This is a genomic window from Neobacillus sp. SuZ13 (genome assembly GCF_030123365.1).
GTDB lineage: Bacteria > Bacillota > Bacilli > Bacillales > Cytobacillaceae > Neobacillus.
On sequence record NZ_CP126107.1, the window covers coordinates 5712680 to 5734079 of the forward strand.

Sequence of the window (21400 nt, forward strand, 5' to 3'; positions counted from 1 at the left end):
TTTATAAAATGTCTACTTTTCCTAATCTCTCATTAAATCCATCTGACATGGCACGTTTAATTAAATCCTTTCTATCTTTCTTTTTATAGAAGATAGATGCTAGTTGAATAAGAGTCAAAAACAGAGTTTTGTTAATAGAATAAATGAATCTATTATTAACTAATTCTTTTGTTTCAAAATAAATTCTATTTCTAATACTGTAGTAAATCCTTACTTCAGAGTCACTTTTAAATAATGATAAGAAGAAACCATTATTCTCCTTGATAAACCAAGATTTATCAATATCAGAAATCCTACTTGAAGGAATTAAAATGATTTTCCCACTTGATTTTATAATTCTATTGCTAAATTCATAATCATCAGAATATAAATAGAATTGATCATTAGGTAATCCAATGGTATTAATTAAACTTTTATGAAAGAATAATCCTCCGTATGGGGCTAATGGTACCTTAACAATATGCTGATTTCCATCAGAGGTATTATTACTTTTTTTGTGAATTTTGTTTAAAACCTTCTTAAACAAATCTTTATAATGAACTCCTAAGCAACTGTTCCTCATTGGGAAAAATTTCTCAGCTTCCTGGTGTTTGGAGGCTAAAATAAACTCTTTCCTATCATCTCTTAAGGAAAGTAGAGCAAGTAAATTCTTTGAAGTATTATTCTGAAAGTGATCATATTGGACAATTAATTCGTCTAAAGCATCTTTTTCTGGTTTATTGTCATCATCCAATAACCAAATATATTCACTATTCTTATCCTCTAAAGCTCTAGAAATACCTACCTTATAACCATATGCTGAGCCTGTATTGCTGTTCATTTTAATAACTTGTATTTTATCGGAAAGCTGTCTAGCAGCATTTGTTAAATCATTTTTGGAATCATTATCAACAACGATAATCTTCTTTACCACGGGATTATCAATGAGAACCTCCATTACCTCTTTAAGGATATTCCACCTATCTCCATAAGTTACTGTTACAACGCACACACTGTTTTTTGTCATCTTTCCAACCCCTATGACTTCAACTCTTTTTCAATAAATGTCAACATATCTTTTAACCTTTCGCTCCAATCTTCCGATTGAATTGCATTAAGGATGTCCTCTTCTTCAAAACGGTTAAAAGGAGTTTTTATACACATCATTATTTGTTGTGAAAACTCCTTTTCTCCATCACAAATATGAACAACATGTTGATATTCATCAGAAGGTGGAACAGACGTTGTAATAATTTCTTTACCTGAAGCAAGGTATTCATATAATTTTAAGGGATTCATTGACTTTGTAAATTTATTCACTTTATGTGGGATGATACAAACATCAAAATATTTTAAATACGATGGAATCATAGAATGGTGCTTTGACCCTAAAAAGAATACATTTTCGTATTTTTGAATATTTTTAAAATGAGACTTTGATAAAACTGGGCCAATAAAAACAAAATTAACATCGGAGTTTTGTACAATCGACTCCTCAAGAATGTTTGTATCTATTCTCTCTTGCATAAGTCCAACGTATCCAACAATTGGTTTCCCCATAGGTAAATCCTCGGGTCTTGATAAATCCTTTTGTTTATAAGATTTTAAATTTATCGCATTTGGAATATAAAAGGTATTATGATGATTCGAGAAAATAGATTCTTTTAAATCTCTTGATACTGTAAAAATGACATTCGAGTTTTCTTTCGCTAATCTATACATTTCTGAAAGATAGGTAAAATCATTTTTTTTCTGATCATGCTCTAAAAGATTATCAATTGCATCAAAAATCATGACGTCCTTTTTAAATCTCCTAGCTATTTCTATTCTAGTTAGATCGAAACACCATGTAATATAATTTTCAAATCCTAAGGTTTTTAGGGCCACTTGAATTTCCTTTTCCAATATATCTTGAACACTATTTATTCGCTCTAGGATGTTACCTCTCGGATTAGGAATATGGTAATTTATATCAAGAACAACTAGTTTTTCATTAATCAATTTTAATTGTGAAAAAAGCCGCTTGTACATTAACTTTTCCTGATCAAAATGTACATGGTTATCGCTATTTATATCTTTATTTTTCTTAGAAAATCCTTCCCCATTTTTCAATGCTAAAAGAAGTTGAATGTATTTAGGAATTTGGGCTCTATTTACACAAATAATTTTTTCAATATTAGGATTATTGATCATTGAAAGAAGTATATTCGCTTCTCTAGTTCTAAAACCATCAACTTTCATTGCGTTCCAATCACGCCATGGAAAGAATAATACATTGTAACCCATCTTATATTCCTCCATTTGCTTTTAAGAAACACTCTTCATATTGATTAACAATTAAATCCCATGAATAGGCATCCTGAATTCTTTGTTGAGCTTTTTCTTCCTTATTCTTAATATCCGAATCTGAAAAAGAGTCAGCAGTTTTAATCATTTCAGCTAAATTTCCTGCTTCTTTGGTAAAATAGATAGCTGCATCTTTCCCGACTTCTTTATTAAAACTTACATTTAAAAGTAAATTCAATGAAGTGGTGGCCATAGCTTCTAAAAGTGAAGGGTTTGTTCCTCCTACTTCGTGACCATGGAAATATCCAAATGCACCTTTTCTAACTTGGAATAATAAATCTTGGTCATAAATTGTTCCAACAAACTTTATTCTTGGATCCAAGTGAAATTGGGTTCTTTCCTTTAGAGCATTATAGAACTTGTTTTTCTCAACATTCGTTACTATAATTAAAGATTTTTTTGTCTTTGATTTCATAAATTCACGTATTACTAGCTCATAATTATTTTCTTCCACAAACCGGCCTACTATTAAATAGTAATCTTTCCCCTTTAAATCCCACTTCTTTAACCATTCATTGTACTTGTTTGCATCCAGGTTTTCCGGTTTATTTACGGTTGCTCCGTAGGCTATAAACGTTGTTTTAGGTTGATAGGATTTATAATCTTCTTGAATATATTTTTCAATCGCTCTAGAATCACAAATTGCCAAGTCAGTATTCTTAATCATCAGTTTCTCGGATAGTTTCCAATATTGACGAATTAACCAATTCCATTTAGCCCTTTTCCATTCATGTCCATCTGGATTCACATATACAGGAATGTTTAATTCGCTAAATTTATTTTTATAGCCTTTCATAAAAGGCCCAATCCTGCATGCCAATATATAAACGATGGCATCATTGATGTTGCGCTCCTTTATATATTGATATACTAAATCTAAAGATTTTATATCATAATAAACAGCCTTAGCTGGTCCAATGTTTGGTACTTTAACATTAAAGCAACGTGCACCGTTATACTCAAACTCGTTATAATTATCAGACATACAAGCGACATGATATTTTATTTCGGATGATTTCTTATACTCTGTTAGTTTATCTACGAATGTCTCGAAACCTCCATAATTAGAAGGAATTCCTTTACTTCCTATAATAAAAATATTTTTCATACTTGATTGTTTTCACTCACTTTAATATTCAAATTTTTGATGCTTTTCGAAATATTGTTTGTTTGTGCTAAAACATATTCAAATCATTCTTTAATTGAAGAACTTTCCTTCGGATTGGGTAATTAATACGCATCTTTATTGCCGAACAATACCAGTACAGTTTTTAAGATAATTTTCAAATCAAATGAGAGTGTCCTTTTGCGAATATATATTAAGTCTAATTCAACCATTTCCTCAAATCCAAGACTATTCCTACCACTTACTTGCCAAAGGCCTGTACATCCTGGGGTAACCATTAATCGCTGTTTATCATTTTCAGAATAAAGCTCTACTTCGCGAGGAAGTGGTGGGCGAGGGCCAACTAAGCTCATATCACCTTTCAACACATTATACAATTGAGGGAGTTCATCGATGCTAGTTTTACGAATAAACTTTCCTACTTTGGTAATCCTTGGATCATCCTTCATTTTAAACATGGCACCGTCTATTTCATTGTATTTAAGAAGTTCCGCCAATCTTTCTTCTGCATTGGATACCATAGATCGAAACTTATACATCCTAAATTCCTTGCCATTTAACCCGACACGTTTTTGAGAGAAAAAGATAGTACCTTTTGGGTCTTCCACTTTAATTAGAATTGCTAAAATAACAAAAAGGAAGCCTAAAAGAATAATTCCACATAAAGATCCGATTATATCTACCAACCGTTTTGTCAAAAGATAGCTCTTCCCATTTTTTACATGAACCGATTTTTGATTTTCTAAATAGGCAACATCTTGATTTGCTAGATTCGACACTTTCGACCCTTCCCTCTCTCTATAACATTACTTTTTCTTTTTCTAATGAAGAAACTAGATTTTTTAGGTAATCTAGCATGTCGTCATGGAGGTCATCATGCTGCAAAGCAAATTCAATCGTTGTCTTCACAAAACCAAACTTTTCACCGACGTCATAGCGCTTGCCTTCAAAGTCATAAGCAAATACTCGTTGGATTTCATTTAAGCGTTGAATCGCATCTGTAAGTTGAATCTCTCCACCAGCACCTTTTTCCTGACGGTCAAGGAACATAAAGATTTCTGGGGTTAGGATATAGCGACCCATGATAGCTAAATTAGAAGGAGCTGTACCTAGTTTTGGTTTTTCAACAAAGTTATTAACTTGATAACGTCTTCCATCCTTTTTTGATGGGTCAATAATTCCATAACGGTTTGTTTCATTATCAGCTACTTGCTGCACTCCAATTACAGAAGAAAACGTTTCTTCGTATTGATTAATTAACTGTCTTAGGCAAGGAGTATCACTTTGAACAATGTCATCTCCTAAAAGGACCGCGAAAGGTTCATTACCAATAAAGTTTCGTGCAGACCAGACAGCATGTCCAAGACCCTTTGGCTCCTTTTGGCGAATATAATGGATATCCGCTAGATTTGTAGCATACTGAACTCGTTCCAAGATATCATACTTTTCTTTCTCTATTAAATTCTGTTCCAACTCCACAGCGTTGTCGAAATGGTCTTCGATTGCTCGTTTTCCTTTACCCGTTACAATGATAATATCTTCAATCCCAGATGCCACAGCCTCTTCAACTATGTACTGAATGGTCGGCTTATCGACAATTGGAAGCATTTCTTTTGGCATTGCTTTTGTTGCTGGCAAAAATCTCGTCCCCAGCCCTGCAGCTGGAATAATGGCTTTTCTTACTCTTTTCACTTTAATTCCTCCACTATTATTCTTTTGTTTATCTACTGAACTCTTTCCTTTGTTAAAGCAAAGGGGCAAAAAAATAAATATCTAATGGAATTGCAAGTGCTTTCACACTTATTCTTTCATTAGATATTTATTTTTTTTATTAGTAATCGGGCATCTAACCCGGCCTCACATCATGCTCTTGACGACAGGCGTCTAAGGTCCCAGAAGGAACCCACAGCACAATCGAGTGCCCCCATCGATATCGGATAGGAGGCGTCGCCGATCAGGCGAATTTAGCCTGATAAGGGTGTAAATTGATAACCTGTTAACACTTATCGGCTTAATCGGTTAAAAGATGTTAAAAAAACGCTTCTTTTTAATTCGTTCGGGCACTTCTTTATAAACATGACTGCCCTCAATCACTAATTCAGCATTCTCTCGGAATAAATAAACCATCTCAGTCCCGTACTTGGTCTTTATAATGTCGTACGCTTCTCTCATCTTAAACGTACGGTTGATTGTATTATGAGCATCCGATGCAATGAAATGAGTAAGGTTCGCATCGATTAATTGGAGGGAAAAACTTTTAATCTTTTTTCCAAAGTCCCCACAGATACTTGCAGCAGTAACTTGTGTTAATGCTCCCTTTTCCACAAGCTGATAAAGAATTTCAGGACGTTCAATGATTTCCTGGTTCCGTTCTGGATGAACAATCACCGGAATAAGTCCTTTTGTCTGCAAATCATAAAACAACTTCTCCGTGTATCTCGGGACATGGCCAGACGAAAACTCTACCAATACATATTGTGTGTTATCTATTGGTAGGATTTCGCCTTTTTCATATCCTTCAACCATTTCACCGTAAATTCGAGTTTCTTGGCCTGGAAGGACATTTAAATCAATTTTTTCTTCTTGTAAAGCCTGGTTTAGCTCTATGACTCTCTCAATAATGGTTTGTTTTGGATTTTCATAACGGTTGTTCAAATGATGCGGTGTGGCGACAATCGTATGAATCCCTTGCTCAACAGCCTTCTTGGCCATGTTCACACTTTCCGACAAATCCCTTGCCCCGTCATCTACGCCAGGTAATATATGACTATGCAAATCAACCATTGGTCACACACACTTTCCAATTAACTGTTATTTTTCAACGACATTTATCATAGTAACATGGATTAGGGGCGGAATTTGTCGAAATTTGTTACCTAGAACCATAATAATAATAATTTCCATTTTGGACTTCTTTATGATTCAAGACGACACCAAGTAATTTACTTTGCGCATGTTCCAGTAATTCCTTAGCTTTTTTCGCTTGGTCAATTTCTGTTTTCTCACTATATACAACCATAATTGAACCGTCCACTTGATTCGCAAGAATCTGCGGATCAGCTACCGCTAACAATGGCGGGGTATCAAAGATAATATATTCAAATTGAGACTTTGCTTCTTCAATAAATTCTTCCATTGATTTCGAGCTTAATAGTTCAGCAGGATTAGGTGGAATCGGGCCACTCGTTAGGATATATAAATCTTTTTCCTGTGTTTCAAGAACAGTCTTTTCTAGTGTCTTTTGCTTGGTTAACACCGTTGTAAAACCAAATAAGTTATTCATATTAAATGTATGGTGGACAGTTGGTTTACGAAGGTCAGTATCAACTAATAAAACCTTTTTGCCCAACTGTGCAAAAGTAACTGCAAGGTTAGCTGCTGTCGTCGATTTACCTTCCGCAGGGCCTGATGAAGTAACCATGATCGCTCTTAATTCTTTATCTAAAGAGGAAAACTGGATATTCGTTCGAATTGTTCGGTATTGTTCAGAAATAGGTGACTTTGGAGCGAGTGCTGTGACAAGCTTACGGCTTGCGTCTTTACTATTTAGTTTCTTCTTTTTAAGAGCCAAGTGTCTCACCTCTTATTGCAGATTTTCTTTCTTGCATCTTTTGATCATCAATCGTTGCAATAACACCTAAGATTGGAAGACCTAGAAGCTTTTCGATATCTTGTTCGTTTTTAATCGTGTTATTAAAGTACTCAAGTAAGAATGCAAGAACGACACCGGCCATTAAACCAACTACAATTGCAATAGCCACATTTATTAATGGTCTTGGTTTAATTGGTGAAGGATTTTCAGATACATCAGCTTCAGACAAAATGGTGACATTATTGACATTCATGATTTCGAAAACTTCTTTTTTAAATACTTCCACCGTTTTATTGGCAATTTGCGCAGCTACCTTTGCATCAGCATCCTGAACAGAAACGTTAACAATTTGGGACTCATTTTCGTTTCCCACGGTAATCTTTCTTTTTAACTGTGCAGCTGTCATGTTTAAATCAAGTTCTTTAGAAACAATATCTAATATTCTCGGGCTGGTAATGATTATTTTATAGGTATTGATTAATTGAAGGTTTGTTTGTACTTCATTCCATGATTGTTCATTTTTCTTTTGGTTCACAAGAATTTGTGTAGAAGCCTGGTAAATCGGGGTTAAGAAATAATAACTGACCACTCCACTTATGATGGCAGCAATTACAGTTATCGACACGATTAATACTAATCGTTTTTTCAATGTCTCGAGCAGCTCTTTTAAACTAATAGTCTCTTCCATTTCGTCCTCCTAAAAGTTTGTTACAAAACATTTTCTATTATATCACATTTATTACAAAACATTGACTATCATATCATAATTTGTCAGTTATTTTGTTTTGTTGTCTAATTAATTATTACTCTATCTATTAAACACCTTTTTTACATAAATATGAAGAGAAAATATATAATTGGTAGCAATTTCAATACAAGCATTTCCTAATTCCTGATTCAAAAGGACTAGAAAGCGTTATCATTTTCTAGCTCTAAAGAAACACACTCTTCCCCTCACTCATTAATCCAATTCCTTTAAAATCCCCCTGAAAAACCACAGACAAAATCCACGTGTCATCATAAAAGTTAGAAACAGTGAACTCCATGTCCAATACCAGGTCCAGTGGTGATACTCTATTAAATCCGTATATTTTTCAATCACTACCTCTGGTAATGTCAGTACCGTGCAATAGGCACTATAGTAAAGAAACTTTACGACCTTTTTGTAGGAGTGTGGATAAAATACATTAAAGATGGCAGTGACTGTTGGATAGACAAAGAATTCATACGTGAAGCTCGCACGGTTGACATCAGCGAAGAGCCTAACAGGATAGGAAATAAGATCAAACTGGACCACTAATAGGCCAAAAATCCATGTGATCGCCTGTGCAAATAAAAAGACAGTCACGGCTAAACGAATTTTATTTTTTGGAATGAGAAAAAGCAGTCCTACTGCCAACAGCCAAACCCCGAGTAGTATCCACCATTCCAGTTTCATTCAGCTGCCTCCTGTTCGATTCGAAAAAGCTCCTTGTTTTTAAAAATCCATTGATAAATCAAGTTTGTGACTGCAAAGATACAAAAGAAATCGATCCATGTAAAATACCAGGCATAGTGGACGTATTCCACCAGATTTGTATATTTCACCAGGATGACATCATAAACCGTGATGAAGGAAATCCAAACGGATAGATAGATCAATCGAGTTTTAAATGAACGTTTTGGCTCATAGGCGATATATAACCCACAAAGGAGCGGGTAAAAGAAATACTCTGTTGTAATCAGCAAGTCTGTTGCTTTCGGAAATTCACGAACCGGAAAGGCAAGCAGGTTGAATTCGACATGCACCAGCGAATTTATCCATAAAAGTGCCTGACAAGTAAGGAGAGAAAATAGTAATTTTCTGTATTGGTTTTTCGGCGTTAAGAACATATAGGCCACCACACCACTGACCCACATAGCCATAATAAATATGTAATCTACTGACATATTGAGGACTCTCCTATACTGGCTACTGCTTACGATTAGAGGTTGTAGAACTTCTCAACTACTTTAGTAATATGTCAAAGAAGCGAAGCATAAACACAATAATAACAACTGAGATGGGGTAGGTTAGTAACGGCCTTGTATAATGGAGGCGTATCATCACATACATAATGGTATAAAAGAATGGCTCCATCCAATACGCATAGCCATTATTTAGAATCAGCAGATGCATTTTATAAAAAGGATATTCGACAATCAGCGAACCCACGACCCACTTCATAATATATAGAGCTTGCTTACTCCTTGGTTTTGAATAGGGGTAATGGCTTAGGTAGAGCAAGACCAATGCAGGAAGGTTGATAAAGGTAAAAACTACATCCACCATAGTATGAGATTTTGGAAATACCTCCGGGCTATGTTTCCAAAGCATATGATCTTTACAGAGGAGATTGTAAAGCAGGTTACAGGTGCTTACATAAAACATGGTGAGGATATATTTTTGCCAATGCCGCCAATCACCCTTCCAAAACGCCATACCTATTAGGATTACGGTTAACAATGCATACATAGTACTCCTCCCACACTGGTGAGATGACCATAAGCGCTAATTGGCCGATCACTCGCCCCTATCCATCCTTGAACATATATATTTTTAATTAAAAGTATTTTTCCCTAACGCTAGAAAAATAACCGAAATATGGTTGAAGTCATAGTAAAAGGCTGACTCCTAGTTGAGTCAGCCCTCTTGTTTATTTTACCTTAACACCACTGGAGTTAAAGTAATATCTTTTACCGCCAATCGTTTCCCAGCCCGTTTGCATTACTCCACTGATGTTGAAGTAATACTTTTTGGTGCCAAGTTTTAACCAGCCAGTTTTCATGGTGCCGTCGCTGTTGAAGTAGTACTTCTTGGTGCCGAGTTTCAACCAGCCCGTCTTCATGGTGCCGTCGCTGTTGAAGTAGTACTTTTTGGTGCCGAGTTTCAGCCAGCCTGTTTTCATTGTGCCGTCGCTGTTGAAGTAGTACTTCTTGGTGCCGAGTTTCAGCCAGCCTGTTTTCATCGTGCCGTCGCTGTTGAAGTAGTACTTTTTACCGCTAAGAGTGGCCCAACCAGTTTTCATCGTGCCGTCACTGTTGAAGTAGTATTTCTTGCCGCTAAGTGTAGCCCAACCGGTTTTCATGGTACCGTCGCTGTTGAAGTAGTACTTCTTGCTGCTTAGTGCGATCCAGCCAGTTTTCATGGTGCCATCGCTAGCAAAGTAATACTTTTTCGTGCCTATTTGCACGATGCCCGTACGGCGCACTCCATCCGATCCAAAGTAGTACTTTTTCAAATTGAGTGTTAACCAGTACGTTTGCATTTCACCGTTTTTATTAAAGTAATACACCTTCGAGCTGATGGTTCGGAAGCTATTTGTTCTCAATTTGCCATCTGTTTCAAAGTAGTAGCGTTTGCCGTTCAATGACAGCCAGCCTACGGTCATTTTTCCGGTTGTTGAATGGAAGTAGTATTTGCTGCCATTGGCATCGACATACCAGCCGATTGGCGATTTTACCACCTTAACCACCATTTCACTCATGTTCCCATGTTGATCTATCGCCTGGATAAACACTGAATTATTTACCGGCTGCTTGGGAATAGTGATAGAAAAGTGACCGTTATCGTCTGACTCCCCGGTATAGGTTTGATCTAATATGATTACATTTACGGTAACGTTTGGCTCCGTGATGCCTGTTACAGCGGTCGAAAAGATATTGATGTCATCCACTGTTGGTGCGGGTGGCGGCGTTGTATCAATTTCTAAAACTTCGACGGTTTTGCTGCTTGTATTGCCTGCGTTGTCGATTGCTTGGACCTCAAGGATGGTGCCCTTTGTTTGTGCAGGAATCGTGATGTTGAATGTTCCGTTGTCTACTGCAACACCCGTTGCGATGATTTCACTGTTTTTCACTACCTGAATGGTTGCACCAGGTTCAGACGTCCCCTTTACTGTTGGGTTCGTCGTTGTTGGTGGAAAAACGAAGTCTAATGTAAGCACTGGTGCTGTTTTATCTTTTACTGTTATCGTTAACTCGTCACTGCGATTGTTTGCAGGATCGATTGCTGTGACAACCACTTGTGTACCCGCTTTGATTGGCGTAGACCAATTAAGAGTGAACACACCATCTGTGCCAGCTGTCGCTGTGCTGATAATCTTGCCTTCGGCTTGCATTTCCACTGTTGTTCCTGGCTCAACCTTTCCTGAAATCATTATGGTTTGATCAGTCAGCTCTTCATTGATTTCAAGTTTAGCTGGCAGCGTTCCATCTAAGACGATTGCTTTTGCCGGTTGACTTACATTTTTGGCTGCATCTGTGGCTGTTAGTTCGATGAGTGTTCCCACCGTTTGTTTACTGATTGGAATGCTGAAGTTTCCATTGTTATCAGATGTCCTTGTTAATTCTGTGTCGTTTATTTTTAGAGTAACGAGGGCATTCGCTTCGGATGTACCGCTTACCACTTCGCTTTGATCTGTCACTGGATTAATTTGCGGCATTTCTGGTGCGGTTTCATCTTGAACGATGATGCTTGTTTCACTTGTACGCTTATAGCTGTCTGTTACGCTGATTGTAAGATTCGTTCCCCCAGTTTGGACGGGGATTGGAATTTCGAACGTACCGTCTGCTTTGGTGCTCCCTTCTGCAATGAAGGTACCATTTTTCAATACGTTGACTGTTGCTTCAGCATCTGTGGTTCCTTTGACCATTGCTGAGCTGTCAGAAATCGGCTTAACCTGTGGGGCTAACATTGCACCCATCGGAAAGCCATTGGCAAAAGGCTTATAGGCGTATGGCTGATAATTGAGTCTATCCCCATAACCAAGATCACTGCCATCATAAACGGAACGGTTCACTAACGTTGAATCGGTGGTACCCCAATAGTTATTGGTACCATCTGCTGCCCATCCTGGTGATGGCCCATCGAGTTTCACCGCAAGCCGATTCGTACCGAAAAAATTGTTTTCGGTAATCGTCATTGGTGCCGTACTTGTATCCCTGCGGCTAAGCTTAACATCCGTATAGCCAGAGCCGTCATTGATAAACGTATTTCCTTTTACGCTCAAGTTCCCTGGTTTAAGTCCTGTAGAGGTAAAACCGATTTTCGCTTGGTCGTGAAAGAAACTATTTTCAATTGTTGCAAAGGTGCCACTTAGTGAGAGATTTGCCTTTGAAAATTCACTATTTGTCACTGTCACCTGTAAGTCTTGAATGTCCATGTTGGCATTGCTGACCACGGTATGGTCCAACTGAATGGCCGCCTCTTTGGTCCATGTCGTCCAGGCACTAATATACATACCTTGCATTTTAATCGGCTCTGCCGCTGTTCCAAGAGCCCTCAGCTTCCCATACACAGTGAACCCATTTCCAGTCCCGGGCTTACTGATTAACTCGACCCCCGGCTCAATTGTTAGGGTCGCATATTTGCCAATCTGCACCCATGCATTAATATAATACGGGGATCCCTCCTTTTTGAACACTGTATCTTCCGTAATATAATTTGTGATAACCGTGCCTTCCGCAAAGACCGGCGTATGACCCCAGGCCAGCAACACCAGCAGAGGAAGTGCCGCACTTAGCGCCACACGCTGCAGTAACTTTCTCATCTCTTTTCCCCTTTTAATAGTCTCTTAGTTTTACTATCATAATCTATTTTAAAATATTGTTATATAGGCCAATTTGTGGAATTTGGGTTGTTCATTGAAAACGTTAACAATATTAATAACTATATAATAGATGGAACTAGGTTTTTGAGGGTGCCAGGGGGACGGATCTTGTGGCACACCGCTGGGATGTGGATTCCGTCAGTTTGGACTGGAATTTCGCTAAACTGTGGCTGGATTTCGCCAATTTCAGGAGTTATTTCGCCAAACTGCGGCGGGATTTCGCCGACTTTGACTACTATTTCGCCAAACCCATTTTTTGTATGCAGGGATATTTGTTGCTCTACTTTCAGTACCTTAGATAATATAGGTGTTCAACTTTCGGCGTGGAACTATCTAAAACCGGTAACACCTGTTATTCCATCCTACATACCTTTTGATTTTGCACTTATGCCAGTAGTTGTTATGTTTTTAATACAATACTTTTATAATAGGAATCCTTGGATTATAGGACTAATTTTTGGGGTTCTTACTGCTTTTGTGGGTGAACCAATTTTTAAACTTCTTAATATTTATAATCCAACGAATTGGAAATTTATTTATTCCATACCGTTTTATACGCTAATTTACTTTCTAGCACACAAATTAGCAGCTAGGGATAAATTTAATAAACTTAAATGATAATATCCTTGTTACATGATCCAACTTACTTTAGTTTTTAAAAAAATAAAGCTACCCAATGGCAGCTTGATGTTCAACTATTGTACCCGGTATTTAAGTAACCTTTTTTACGCCAATAAGTCCCTCTTGCCACATTTGATAAATATAAAGGGTGATTGAGATTATTGTCATTATTAATATCCCTTCAATCGGCGATAAATTTCCTGCACTGGTTGTAATGTCGAGTTTTTTCCATAAAGCCCTGAAACCAAATGAATAGATACAATCTACAATCAAATTAACAACAATGTAAATCCAAAATTTACGAAATGTAAAATAAAATATCCATATGGTCCCAACCAAAAAAACACCATAAACTGTATGTGTTTGTGCAACTTTATCCCAAGAAAAAAGAGTTTCTTTATACTTCCACCAATCATACGTCCAAGCAACTTGGTACATTATTGTATTTATCACCGTTGCAAATAAGGCAACAGGCATATATCTACGAAGAGCAGAGTTGTTCAAAAAGAATAAAGAAAGCCAGGGTAATAAAAAGAAAGCCCATAAAACTAGTTTTATCATATATAGTCTCCTTTTATTTTTATCTTATTATAGTCTTCTCAAAATTCCCTTTAACCATCCATTTATTCAACGATTCTGACCATGGGGACGGTCCTGGTGGTACATCGCTGAGGTGTGGATTCCGCCAATTTAGACTGGGATTTCGCTAAACAATTGCGGGATTTCGCCAAACCCCTTTTTAGTTACCTTCCTTAATGGATCCGAGCCTAACCAAACTCAGTGGAAAGAATCTATTTATACCTTTGAAATAGCAAAAACCCCCCCTCAGATTTAGGAGGGGGGATCTAATTTAAGCAAGCCATCATGCCAGTACCATTAGCTTATAGATATTTTCAAAATGGATGAGCAGGATACACCCATTATTTATCACTCGTTAGTTTCATAGGAATAATTTCTTCCTTACCATTCCATTTAACAGTTACCTTGATAATTTCATCCTTATCCTGTATATCGCCGCCAGTTCCTTTTGAACTGGTCCGTATATATTTGGTGCCTGGAGGGCTTTCTGACCCTCTTTCGGACCCTCCGCTTGATTTATAGTTATAACTGACAATTGAATGGGAGATATCCGCATAATCACCTTTATATTCTAGCAAAAAGCTTCTTTGACCTTCATCATAATGGGTGGACGTCTTGCCTTTTCCTGAAACCAGTATAGTTGCCGCCCAATGGGTTGACTCACCGTGAAACTGATAATTATGTTCAAAAGGTGTTGTTTCTTTGCTATTGCAGCCAGCTAAAAGCGAGCATATGAAAAGAATGAATAAAGCTATTTTTGCATAACGAAAATTTAGAATTGAAGACAAACTGACACCCTCTCTCATTTAGTTGAAAAAATTCACAGTAATTTCCTTTTTTATACAATCTTCTTCCTCCGACAAATGGTGAAATAAGTAATAATAGGTGATTGAATCTAATCAGGAGGGTTCTATATGTTAGGACATTTAGGATTTTCATATGTAGGTCTGATCTATTTATTGATGTTATGGATTCCAAACACCATCTGGAGTAGGAATAAGCCAATTGATTATAACACTACCAAGGAAAACAAACTATTAGTATTGTTGGAGCGTGTGGGGCAAGCGTGCTGTACTTGTATCATACTGATTTTTACCGATTATAACCTTGCCCCATTTTCAGCATGGAGTTGGTGGCTAATAGCCTTTTTTTTTCTAATGGTCCTTTACGAGATTAGTTGGATTAGATATTTTACCCATGAACATACAGAAGAAAATTTTTATCGCAGTTTTTATGGCATCCCCGTACCTGGTGCTAGTCTACCTGTTATGGCTTTTTTGCTATTAGGTATTTACGGTAAAGTTATTTGGCTAATCGCATCCTCTATTATAATAGGCATTGGACATATCGGCATACACATTCAACATCTAAAAGCGATAAAACATGTGTGTGAGTGAACCACGGGGACAGTGAACCGTCCCCGTTTATATTGCCAGGATGGCTAGATAGATACATACAACAGCGGAAGTAAATAGGATAACAGCTGTTACACGACTCCTCCTCATCTTAATACCATAAGCAATAAAAAAAATAGCAGCAGCTGCTTTGGAAATGCTTTGAAAATAGGCATGCTTGGAATAATATGAGCTGCTAAAAATAATTGAAATAAGCAGAGTTGTAGAGATTAGTAGTTTAAACCACAAAGGTTCTGTTAGGAATTGTTTAATCATAAATTTTATCCTGTGCATGTACGGGATAACTCCCTTCAATTTTATCCTAATTAAGCATATGCGTGTTAATCCTTCGGGAGTATAAAAGAATACACCAGCATTCTATCAATTATTAGGAACTTGAAAGTTAAACGTATTGCCGACATCCGAGGAACATTTACTTAAATGGTACTCCACTCCATTTTCATTATTTGAACTTACAATATCAGAACAAGTGGCACTTTGTTTACCGGACGCTCCATAACTATCCTGAGAAGCGTCATATGTGTATTTTATTTCCTTTCCATTATAATCCAAATTATAGAAAATTGGATCCCCTTCTATGGTATAACTTGTTATACGAACTTTATCCTTAACACCCTTATTCACATGTTCAATAAACAGATTAAACTTTTCCAAATTGCTTATTTTTCCGTGTGCGTTAACGATATCCCCATTCTTTATAGCCTCTTCGGAACGATAAGGCTTTTTTGGATTGTCACTCTGCTGGCAACCTATTAAAAGCATTAATAAAAGAACGGTAGAAAAAACAAATAAACCTTTTATTTTCATAACCCACCTCCATTAAATTAGACGTGATTACCTGATAATAGTTCCGTTTATTTAATGATCCCGCTCACTTTAGTTCATAAAAAAATAAAGCTACCCAATGGCAGCTTGATGTTCAAATACTTTGGTATAACTAAACTCATAAGGAACAAGCCATAGCCTCACCACAATGGTTTGTCATGATCTCTCTTCTTCTTCTCCAATTGTTTATTAAGCAGTTTGAGAAAATGTAACTGAGCTTTTGGACTATTCATTAATCTCTTTACCCGAAACGGACTATCTAAATATCGTCGTGTTCTATAATTCATCACAAACAATTTTCGATACTTTTCTTCCTGATACAATTCTTGAAACCAAAGCTGTTTATTCAATTGATGGATATGGGTATCAATTCTTCTTGTATCAATACTTCTCCAATCATACAAAGGGCCTGTGATCGCTATGATAACATCAAGAATATAAGATATTTTCAATTTTCTTACCTCCTAAAGGAGAACATGGGGACCATTCTGGTGACTCAGAATCTACCTTTAATAATTAAAGAAACGCGCCCGTTTGTTTAAGTATAATTCTTCACAATCTTGTTCTCCAAAAAAGGAGTTACCCAAGAAGCATTTATAAAAAAATCACGAAGCAATCACTTTATTATTTCCCCCATTGTTACATTTACGTCAATACACTGTTTCTCTAACTCTAATACGGTTTATAACATGTTGGTTATAAAAAAGAATGAATTAAAAATAGAATTGCAAAAGCAACACCAGACCGCAAATGCCACTTCCGGTCCATCCTCTGATATCGAAATAGTCCCGATATAGGAACTGGAAGCAGGACTAGTAAGGAAAGCAATCCACTTATATTATTAAAATCAAATTTGAAACCATGCATAAAGACAGTTACTGTATGCAAGATTATAAAAGCGATGGCAATAATTGCTGCTGGAGTATGCCATCTTCGGGCATAACGCAACAAAGTGGACAACCACTTTTTAACCTTGCTTTGACCTTTCAGCATACGTAGCCTAATAATACGAAGAAGCACATAATAAGCAAGTACAAAAAATAAGGCAATTCTTGCATTGGAGCCAAAACCTTTAAATGTATGTTCAAACTGCCTGCTGTGCAGAGTGTTTAATGAAAGCTGTAATAGTCCCTTAAGTTCCCAAAGCATCATCGAAGCAGCGACAATAATCGTTATGATTACCAATATTCGTTCTTTTATAGGAATCAATCCTTGTTTTTGGACCTTGATTTCCCGTGTATTCATTGATCTGTCCTCCTATAAATAGGATAAGTGTTTACACTACATTTCTGCATTTTTAAATTTAAAAACAACATTTAGATTCTTAACTTGGTCATAGTCACCGAAACCCCATCTTCTACTTAAGTACCTGATAGATTAAATAAAATACTTCACATCGTTTAAATTAATTCTGTACATTCGGTTTCATCACTACGTTGTTCAAATAAACTAAATAAGCCATATAAATGCCTCCATTTTTTTATAAAACAAACCACTTAAAGTTAAAATATCCTTCAATTTTATTTAAATACAATATAGCACGATAAATAAATGCATTTTCTATATTAATGAATTCTTAATTATAAATTAATTGAAAAAATAGGTTAATATGAATAAGACAAAAAGCTATTCACTTTTCTAAGTTAACTCTATTCAGAAGTCCATTATTGCAAAAATAAACCATCCTGAAACACAGGATGGTTCTGAAATTTTAATTCAATTTGAGTTTTACAGGAGTGAACTGTTCCTACCCCTTTAGTTCAATAAAAAAGCCGTCGAAGCAGCTGCTGGATTTCAACTCTTGGAACCCATTACTTTAAGTGCAATACTTTACAATCTTCTTCATAAATCAAACAAGAATGGTGATTCCTTAATAAAGCATCCCCCCGTTTTTATAAGAAAAGCATTTTAAAATTTTAAAATGTTTTATAATCAACAGGATTTATCCCAACCGCATATACCTCAACTAATATCTCTCCTAGACTGGGAATTGTTGTTTTGACTTCTTCTACCTTCATGTCTCTCCAATGGAAACAAGAAATATGATTTAGTTGACCTTTATGTACTTTCGTGTTAATTTGTATATGCAAATGATTAAAAGGATTTGATTAAATGAATGAAGAAGAACAGGTATTAATTCATTGTCTTTACTTTACAGCCAGCCGATTTGCTCGTAACATTACAAAATTAACCGAAAAGACATTTGATTTCGGTGACCTTGCACCTTCATATCTTTACATGATAATGATTGTGAAGTTCCATCCGGAAATCACACAGAAGGAACTATGTCATAAGTTATCTATTGCACCTTCCACAAGTACGAGGTTTATTGATAAACTTGAAAAATTTAAGCTGGTCACCAGAAAAATGGATGGAAAACAAACACTGATTTCTTTAACTGAAGAAGGAGAAAAGGTGTACCTGCAGTTTCGGGTTTCTTTAAAGGAATTGTTTAATAGTTATTCCGAAATCTTAGGACGCGAGTTCAGTAAAGATTTAAGTAAAACTCTTCATGAAGCGAGCAATAAGTTAGAAAGAGAACTGTAATTTTTTTACCCATTCATTTGTATATACAAATATTTAGGAGGATTAAATATGTCAGAAAAAATATTGCTAATTGTCGGTGCTGGATCAGGGATTAGCTTAAATACAGCAAGGAAATTCGGAAAAGAAGGTTTTAAAGTTGCTCTGATTTCCCGCAGTATGAAGTCATTACAAAAATATGAAAATGAACTTAAAAATGATGGGATTGAAGCAACAGGATTTCCAGGGGATGTCTCTTCAGTAGAATCTATAAAAACAGCTATTGATGCGGTAATTAAAACTTATGGAAAAATTGATGTACTTTTATACAATGCTGCTGCAGGAAGACCAGGCAAACCAACAACATTAAGCGCTGAGCAATTAGTAGAAGATTTTAAAATCAGTGTAGCTGGAGCTCTTACTAGTGTAAAAGAAGTAATTCCCTATATGCCAAATGGAACCATTTTGTTAACCGGTGGCGGATTAGCTCTTCACCCCTATGCTGACTATGCTTCATTAGCAATTGGAAAAGCAGGTATTCGCAATTTAGCATACAGCTTACATCAAGAATTGAGCCCTAAAGGAATTTACGTTGGAACATTAACGATAAATGGGTTTGTACAAGAAGGAACCTATTTCTCAGCTAAAAATATTGCGAATACATTTTATAGTATGTACGAAAATCAAACGGAAACAGAAATTATCTTTGAAGAAAAGTAAAATTTTTTAAAATTACATTTGTATGTACAAATATTTAATTTTCAGGGAAAGAACAACAATAAGTGAAATCAAAACTAGAAAAAAAATATACAAAAGGAGACTTACTAATGAAATCTCTTGTAATTATCACCCACCCAAATTTGGAACAATCTCGAATAAACCGCACTTGGATGCAGGAATTAAAAAAACACGAAGAAATTACGATTCATACGCTTTATCAAGCGTATCCGGACGGGAAAATAAACGTAGCACACGAACAAAACCTATTAAAATCACATGACCGTATTATTCTTCAATTTCCATTCTACTGGTACAGCACGCCTTCTTTGTTAAAACAATGGCAGGATGAAGTGCTCTCTTACGGCTGGGCATATGGCGAAGGCGGCGACAAGCTTCACGGTAAAGAACTAGGTCTTGCAATTTCAACCTTTGGACCGGAAGATTCTTATCAGCCTACTGGCTATAATCATTTTACCATGGAGACCTTAACAACTCCTTTACAGCAAACAAGCAACCTCATAGGTACCCGTTTTATGCCGTTATTTGTGCTGAATGGTGTTATGCATGTCACAGATGAACAACTTGAAGAAAATGCAAAAGCATATGTAAATCACGTTCTTCAGCCATCCTTAATTGAAGCTTAATAAAAATATTTAAAAAAGGTATTTCTTACAATGAAATACCTTTTTATAATTTTTGTTTACGTGTACAGAAGAAGCTTATCAAGCTGGCGGATACAATCATTTCAGCATAAGCGAGTTAACCAAACCATTTCAGGCAACAGCCAACTTGACCGGCATGCGGTTCTTGCCCACTTTTACGAAACAGGGAGTACGCTTCTTAACGAACGAACAAGTCCTCGAAAGTGCTAAGAGCTGGTATGTCATTTGAAAAATAACTTTTAGAAAAGAGGTCTTGTAATGAATTATAAATTGTTAGGAAGAAGCGGCTTACGAGTATCTGAATTAGCTTTAGGTACAATGACGTTTGGGGAAGACTGGGGATTTGGCGCTTCTAAGGAAGAAAGCAAAAAAATCTTCAATACTTTCGTTGAAGCTGGTGGGAATTTTATCGATACGGCTGTCAATTATACGAATGGAACAAGTGAAAAATATGTTGGGGAATTTATTCGTGAAAAGCGTGAACAGTTTGTCGTTGCGACTAAATATACACTGAACACTCGCCCACACGATCCAAATGGAGGCGGTAACCATCGAAAAAATCTTGTTCAATCCGTTGAAAAGAGCTTAAAACAGCTTCAGACCGATTATATTGATTTACTTTGGCTTCATGCTTGGGATTTCATGACACCGGTTGAAGAAGTAATGCGTGCACTTGACGATTTAGTTCGTTCCGGAAAAATCCTTTATGTTGGAGTCTCGGATACTCCTGCATGGGTTGTTTCACAAGCTAATATGTTGTCCACTCTCCGTGGTTGGACTCCGTTTATCGGCTTGCAAGTAGAGTACAATTTGTTGCAGCGGACTCCAGAAAGAGATTTATTACCAATGGCACGCGCTTTAGATATTGGGGTTACTGCATGGGCACCAATGGCTGGCGGTGCACTAACGGGAAAATACCGTAATCCTTCAGCTGAAAAAGGGAGATTATCACCTCTAAGTGCACGCTTAAATGAACGCAACCGGGCTATTGCTTCAGTTGTGGAAGAAATCGCAAAAGAACTAGAAGTTTCTCCTGCCCAAGTTTCCATAAACTGGGTCCGTCAACAAGCTGGTACTGTCATTCCGCTAATTGGTGCAAAACGAGAAGAACAAATGAAAGACAATCTTGGAAGTTTGGCTTTCCTTCTTTCGGAAACCCATCTTACCCAATTAAATGAAGCTAGCAAAATTGACCTGGGGTTCCCACATGATTTTCTTGCATCTGAATCTGTATTAAATGCCATCCATGGAAAAACATTTGGAAAGATTGAAAAAAAATAATTTTAAATTGCTTGGGGAAGGGGAGAAATAGATGAAGGGGAAAATTTGTTTAATTACTGTAGGTAACTCAGGGATTGGTAAAGCAACATCCATATAATTAG

Annotated in this window: 26 protein-coding genes; 8 read left to right on the forward strand and 18 right to left on the reverse strand. The window is 36.6% G+C overall.

What is annotated here, in order from left to right; genetic code table 11:
- Position 1 precedes the first annotated feature (1 nt).
- The 12 genes from QNH17_RS27880 to QNH17_RS27935 all read right to left on the reverse strand — a co-directional run bounded on the left by QNH17_RS27880 (position 2) and on the right by QNH17_RS27935 (position 12613).
- Positions 2–1006 (reverse strand): glycosyltransferase, encoded by a 1005-nt coding sequence (locus QNH17_RS27880; RefSeq protein WP_283876570.1) that lies wholly within the window; start codon positions 1004–1006, stop codon positions 2–4.
- A gap of 11 nt (positions 1007–1017) precedes the next feature.
- Complete coding sequence (locus QNH17_RS27885; RefSeq protein ID WP_283876571.1) at positions 1018–2265, reverse strand: glycosyltransferase; 1248 nt, start codon at positions 2263–2265, stop codon at positions 1018–1020.
- Between the two features lies 1 nt (position 2266).
- Positions 2267–3433, reverse strand: a complete 1167-nt coding sequence (gene cps2T, locus QNH17_RS27890; protein WP_283876572.1) for a beta 1-4 rhamnosyltransferase Cps2T — start codon at positions 3431–3433, stop codon at positions 2267–2269.
- Between the two features lie 122 nt (positions 3434–3555).
- The gene (locus QNH17_RS27895) at positions 3556–4230 is read right to left on the reverse strand and encodes a sugar transferase (protein WP_283876573.1); all 675 of its coding nucleotides are present in this window, start codon (positions 4228–4230) and stop codon (positions 3556–3558) included.
- Between the two features lie 19 nt (positions 4231–4249).
- Entirely contained in the window at positions 4250–5143 is an 894-nt protein-coding gene (gene galU, locus QNH17_RS27900; RefSeq protein ID WP_283876574.1) for a UTP--glucose-1-phosphate uridylyltransferase GalU, read from the reverse strand.
- 327 nt (positions 5144–5470) lie between these two features.
- Positions 5471–6235: a tyrosine-protein phosphatase gene (locus tag QNH17_RS27905; protein WP_283876575.1), complete on the reverse strand. Its 765-nt coding sequence runs from the start codon at positions 6233–6235 to the stop codon at positions 5471–5473.
- 88 nt (positions 6236–6323) lie between these two features.
- Entirely contained in the window at positions 6324–7022 is a 699-nt protein-coding gene (locus tag QNH17_RS27910) for a CpsD/CapB family tyrosine-protein kinase (RefSeq protein ID WP_283876576.1), read from the reverse strand.
- On the reverse strand, positions 7012–7731 hold the full coding sequence (locus QNH17_RS27915; RefSeq protein ID WP_283876577.1) for a YveK family protein: 720 nt from the start codon (positions 7729–7731) through the stop codon (positions 7012–7014). The genes QNH17_RS27910 and QNH17_RS27915 overlap by 11 nt, the downstream gene beginning before the upstream one ends.
- A gap of 273 nt (positions 7732–8004) precedes the next feature.
- A complete protein-coding gene (locus QNH17_RS27920) occupies positions 8005–8481 on the reverse strand; it encodes a CBO0543 family protein (protein ID WP_283876578.1) in 477 nt (158 codons plus the stop codon).
- Positions 8478–8972, reverse strand: coding sequence for a CBO0543 family protein (locus QNH17_RS27925; RefSeq protein ID WP_283876579.1), 495 nt, complete (start codon positions 8970–8972; stop codon positions 8478–8480). Before QNH17_RS27925 ends, QNH17_RS27920 begins: the two co-directional genes overlap by 4 nt.
- 58 nt (positions 8973–9030) lie before the next feature.
- A complete protein-coding gene (locus QNH17_RS27930) occupies positions 9031–9537 on the reverse strand; it encodes a CBO0543 family protein (RefSeq protein ID WP_283876580.1) in 507 nt (168 codons plus the stop codon).
- A 181-nt stretch (positions 9538–9718) separates the two neighbouring features.
- The gene (locus tag QNH17_RS27935; RefSeq protein WP_283876581.1) at positions 9719–12613 is read right to left on the reverse strand and encodes an Ig-like domain-containing protein; all 2895 of its coding nucleotides are present in this window, start codon (positions 12611–12613) and stop codon (positions 9719–9721) included.
- A 170-nt stretch (positions 12614–12783) separates the two neighbouring features.
- On the opposite strand from QNH17_RS27935, the gene QNH17_RS27940 reads away from it, so the two are divergent.
- Complete coding sequence (locus QNH17_RS27940) at positions 12784–12975, forward strand: hypothetical protein (RefSeq protein ID WP_283876582.1); 192 nt, start codon at positions 12784–12786, stop codon at positions 12973–12975.
- Positions 12902–13291 carry a CBO0543 family protein gene (locus QNH17_RS30120; protein ID WP_481858640.1) on the forward strand — a complete coding sequence of 130 codons (390 nt, stop codon included), beginning with the start codon at positions 12902–12904 and terminating at the stop codon, positions 13289–13291. Before QNH17_RS27940 ends, QNH17_RS30120 begins: the two co-directional genes overlap by 74 nt.
- A gap of 93 nt (positions 13292–13384) precedes the next feature.
- Here the strand turns inward: QNH17_RS30120 and QNH17_RS27945 are convergent, their stop codons facing one another.
- Together QNH17_RS27945 and QNH17_RS27950 are read right to left on the reverse strand one after the other, a co-directional pair.
- Positions 13385–13855, reverse strand: coding sequence for a hypothetical protein (locus QNH17_RS27945; RefSeq protein ID WP_283876583.1), 471 nt, complete (start codon positions 13853–13855; stop codon positions 13385–13387).
- A gap of 359 nt (positions 13856–14214) precedes the next feature.
- The gene (locus QNH17_RS27950) at positions 14215–14661 is read right to left on the reverse strand and encodes a hypothetical protein (protein WP_283876584.1); all 447 of its coding nucleotides are present in this window, start codon (positions 14659–14661) and stop codon (positions 14215–14217) included.
- 126 nt (positions 14662–14787) lie between these two features.
- On the opposite strand from QNH17_RS27950, the gene QNH17_RS27955 reads away from it, so the two are divergent.
- Positions 14788–15270 (forward strand): hypothetical protein, encoded by a 483-nt coding sequence (locus tag QNH17_RS27955; protein WP_283876585.1) that lies wholly within the window; start codon positions 14788–14790, stop codon positions 15268–15270.
- Between the two features lie 27 nt (positions 15271–15297).
- On the opposite strand, the gene QNH17_RS27960 is transcribed toward QNH17_RS27955, so the two are convergent.
- The 4 genes from QNH17_RS27960 to QNH17_RS27975 all read right to left on the reverse strand — a co-directional run bounded on the left by QNH17_RS27960 (position 15298) and on the right by QNH17_RS27975 (position 17358).
- Positions 15298–15561, reverse strand: a complete 264-nt coding sequence (locus tag QNH17_RS27960; protein ID WP_283876586.1) for a hypothetical protein — start codon at positions 15559–15561, stop codon at positions 15298–15300.
- Positions 15562–15648: 87 nt separating this feature from the next.
- Positions 15649–16095: a DUF4362 domain-containing protein gene (locus QNH17_RS27965; RefSeq protein WP_283876587.1), complete on the reverse strand. Its 447-nt coding sequence runs from the start codon at positions 16093–16095 to the stop codon at positions 15649–15651.
- Between the two features lie 158 nt (positions 16096–16253).
- On the reverse strand, positions 16254–16565 hold the full coding sequence (locus QNH17_RS27970) for a hypothetical protein (protein ID WP_283876588.1): 312 nt from the start codon (positions 16563–16565) through the stop codon (positions 16254–16256).
- Between the two features lie 244 nt (positions 16566–16809).
- Complete coding sequence (locus QNH17_RS27975; RefSeq protein ID WP_283876589.1) at positions 16810–17358, reverse strand: hypothetical protein; 549 nt, start codon at positions 17356–17358, stop codon at positions 16810–16812.
- Between the two features lie 867 nt (positions 17359–18225).
- Here QNH17_RS27975 and QNH17_RS27980 point away from each other — a divergent pair.
- The 5 genes from QNH17_RS27980 to QNH17_RS28000 all read left to right on the forward strand — a co-directional run bounded on the left by QNH17_RS27980 (position 18226) and on the right by QNH17_RS28000 (position 21299).
- Complete coding sequence (locus QNH17_RS27980) at positions 18226–18660, forward strand: MarR family winged helix-turn-helix transcriptional regulator (RefSeq protein WP_133340397.1); 435 nt, start codon at positions 18226–18228, stop codon at positions 18658–18660.
- A gap of 48 nt (positions 18661–18708) precedes the next feature.
- Complete coding sequence (locus QNH17_RS27985) at positions 18709–19356, forward strand: SDR family oxidoreductase (protein ID WP_283876590.1); 648 nt, start codon at positions 18709–18711, stop codon at positions 19354–19356.
- A gap of 107 nt (positions 19357–19463) precedes the next feature.
- Positions 19464–20000 carry an NAD(P)H-dependent oxidoreductase gene (locus tag QNH17_RS27990; protein ID WP_283876591.1) on the forward strand — a complete coding sequence of 179 codons (537 nt, stop codon included), beginning with the start codon at positions 19464–19466 and terminating at the stop codon, positions 19998–20000.
- 52 nt (positions 20001–20052) lie between these two features.
- Positions 20053–20247 (forward strand): NAD(P)H-dependent oxidoreductase, encoded by a 195-nt coding sequence (locus QNH17_RS27995; RefSeq protein ID WP_283876592.1) that lies wholly within the window; start codon positions 20053–20055, stop codon positions 20245–20247.
- Between the two features lie 29 nt (positions 20248–20276).
- Positions 20277–21299 carry an aldo/keto reductase gene (locus QNH17_RS28000; protein WP_283876593.1) on the forward strand — a complete coding sequence of 341 codons (1023 nt, stop codon included), beginning with the start codon at positions 20277–20279 and terminating at the stop codon, positions 21297–21299.
- Positions 21300–21400 lie beyond the last annotated feature (101 nt).

What these genes read in the sequence shown, in the direction of transcription:
- QNH17_RS27880 (WP_283876570.1), bottom strand. Translation starts at nt 1,006, where the DNA reads ATGACAAAAAACAGTGTGTGCGTTGTAACAGTAACTTATGGAGATAGG.
- QNH17_RS27885 (WP_283876571.1), bottom strand. Translation starts at nt 2,265, where the DNA reads ATGGGTTACAATGTATTATTCTTTCCATGGCGTGATTGGAACGCAATG.
- cps2T (WP_283876572.1), bottom strand. Translation starts at nt 3,433, where the DNA reads ATGAAAAATATTTTTATTATAGGAAGTAAAGGAATTCCTTCTAATTAT.
- QNH17_RS27905 (WP_283876575.1), bottom strand. Translation starts at nt 6,235, where the DNA reads ATGGTTGATTTGCATAGTCATATATTACCTGGCGTAGATGACGGGGCA.
- QNH17_RS27915 (WP_283876577.1), bottom strand. Translation starts at nt 7,731, where the DNA reads ATGGAAGAGACTATTAGTTTAAAAGAGCTGCTCGAGACATTGAAAAAA.
- QNH17_RS27920 (WP_283876578.1), bottom strand. Translation starts at nt 8,481, where the DNA reads ATGAAACTGGAATGGTGGATACTACTCGGGGTTTGGCTGTTGGCAGTA.
- QNH17_RS27925 (WP_283876579.1), bottom strand. Translation starts at nt 8,972, where the DNA reads ATGTCAGTAGATTACATATTTATTATGGCTATGTGGGTCAGTGGTGTG.
- QNH17_RS27930 (WP_283876580.1), bottom strand. Translation starts at nt 9,537, where the DNA reads ATGTATGCATTGTTAACCGTAATCCTAATAGGTATGGCGTTTTGGAAG.
- QNH17_RS27935 (WP_283876581.1), bottom strand. Translation starts at nt 12,613, where the DNA reads ATGAGAAAGTTACTGCAGCGTGTGGCGCTAAGTGCGGCACTTCCTCTG.
- QNH17_RS27945 (WP_283876583.1), bottom strand. Translation starts at nt 13,855, where the DNA reads ATGATAAAACTAGTTTTATGGGCTTTCTTTTTATTACCCTGGCTTTCT.
- QNH17_RS27955 (WP_283876585.1), top strand. Translation starts at nt 14,788, where the DNA reads ATGTTAGGACATTTAGGATTTTCATATGTAGGTCTGATCTATTTATTG.
- QNH17_RS27960 (WP_283876586.1), bottom strand. Translation starts at nt 15,561, where the DNA reads ATGCACAGGATAAAATTTATGATTAAACAATTCCTAACAGAACCTTTG.
- QNH17_RS27965 (WP_283876587.1), bottom strand. Translation starts at nt 16,095, where the DNA reads ATGAAAATAAAAGGTTTATTTGTTTTTTCTACCGTTCTTTTATTAATG.
- QNH17_RS27975 (WP_283876589.1), bottom strand. Translation starts at nt 17,358, where the DNA reads ATGAATACACGGGAAATCAAGGTCCAAAAACAAGGATTGATTCCTATA.
- QNH17_RS27980 (WP_133340397.1), top strand. Translation starts at nt 18,226, where the DNA reads ATGAATGAAGAAGAACAGGTATTAATTCATTGTCTTTACTTTACAGCC.
- QNH17_RS27985 (WP_283876590.1), top strand. Translation starts at nt 18,709, where the DNA reads ATGTCAGAAAAAATATTGCTAATTGTCGGTGCTGGATCAGGGATTAGC.
- QNH17_RS27990 (WP_283876591.1), top strand. Translation starts at nt 19,464, where the DNA reads ATGAAATCTCTTGTAATTATCACCCACCCAAATTTGGAACAATCTCGA.
- QNH17_RS28000 (WP_283876593.1), top strand. Translation starts at nt 20,277, where the DNA reads ATGAATTATAAATTGTTAGGAAGAAGCGGCTTACGAGTATCTGAATTA.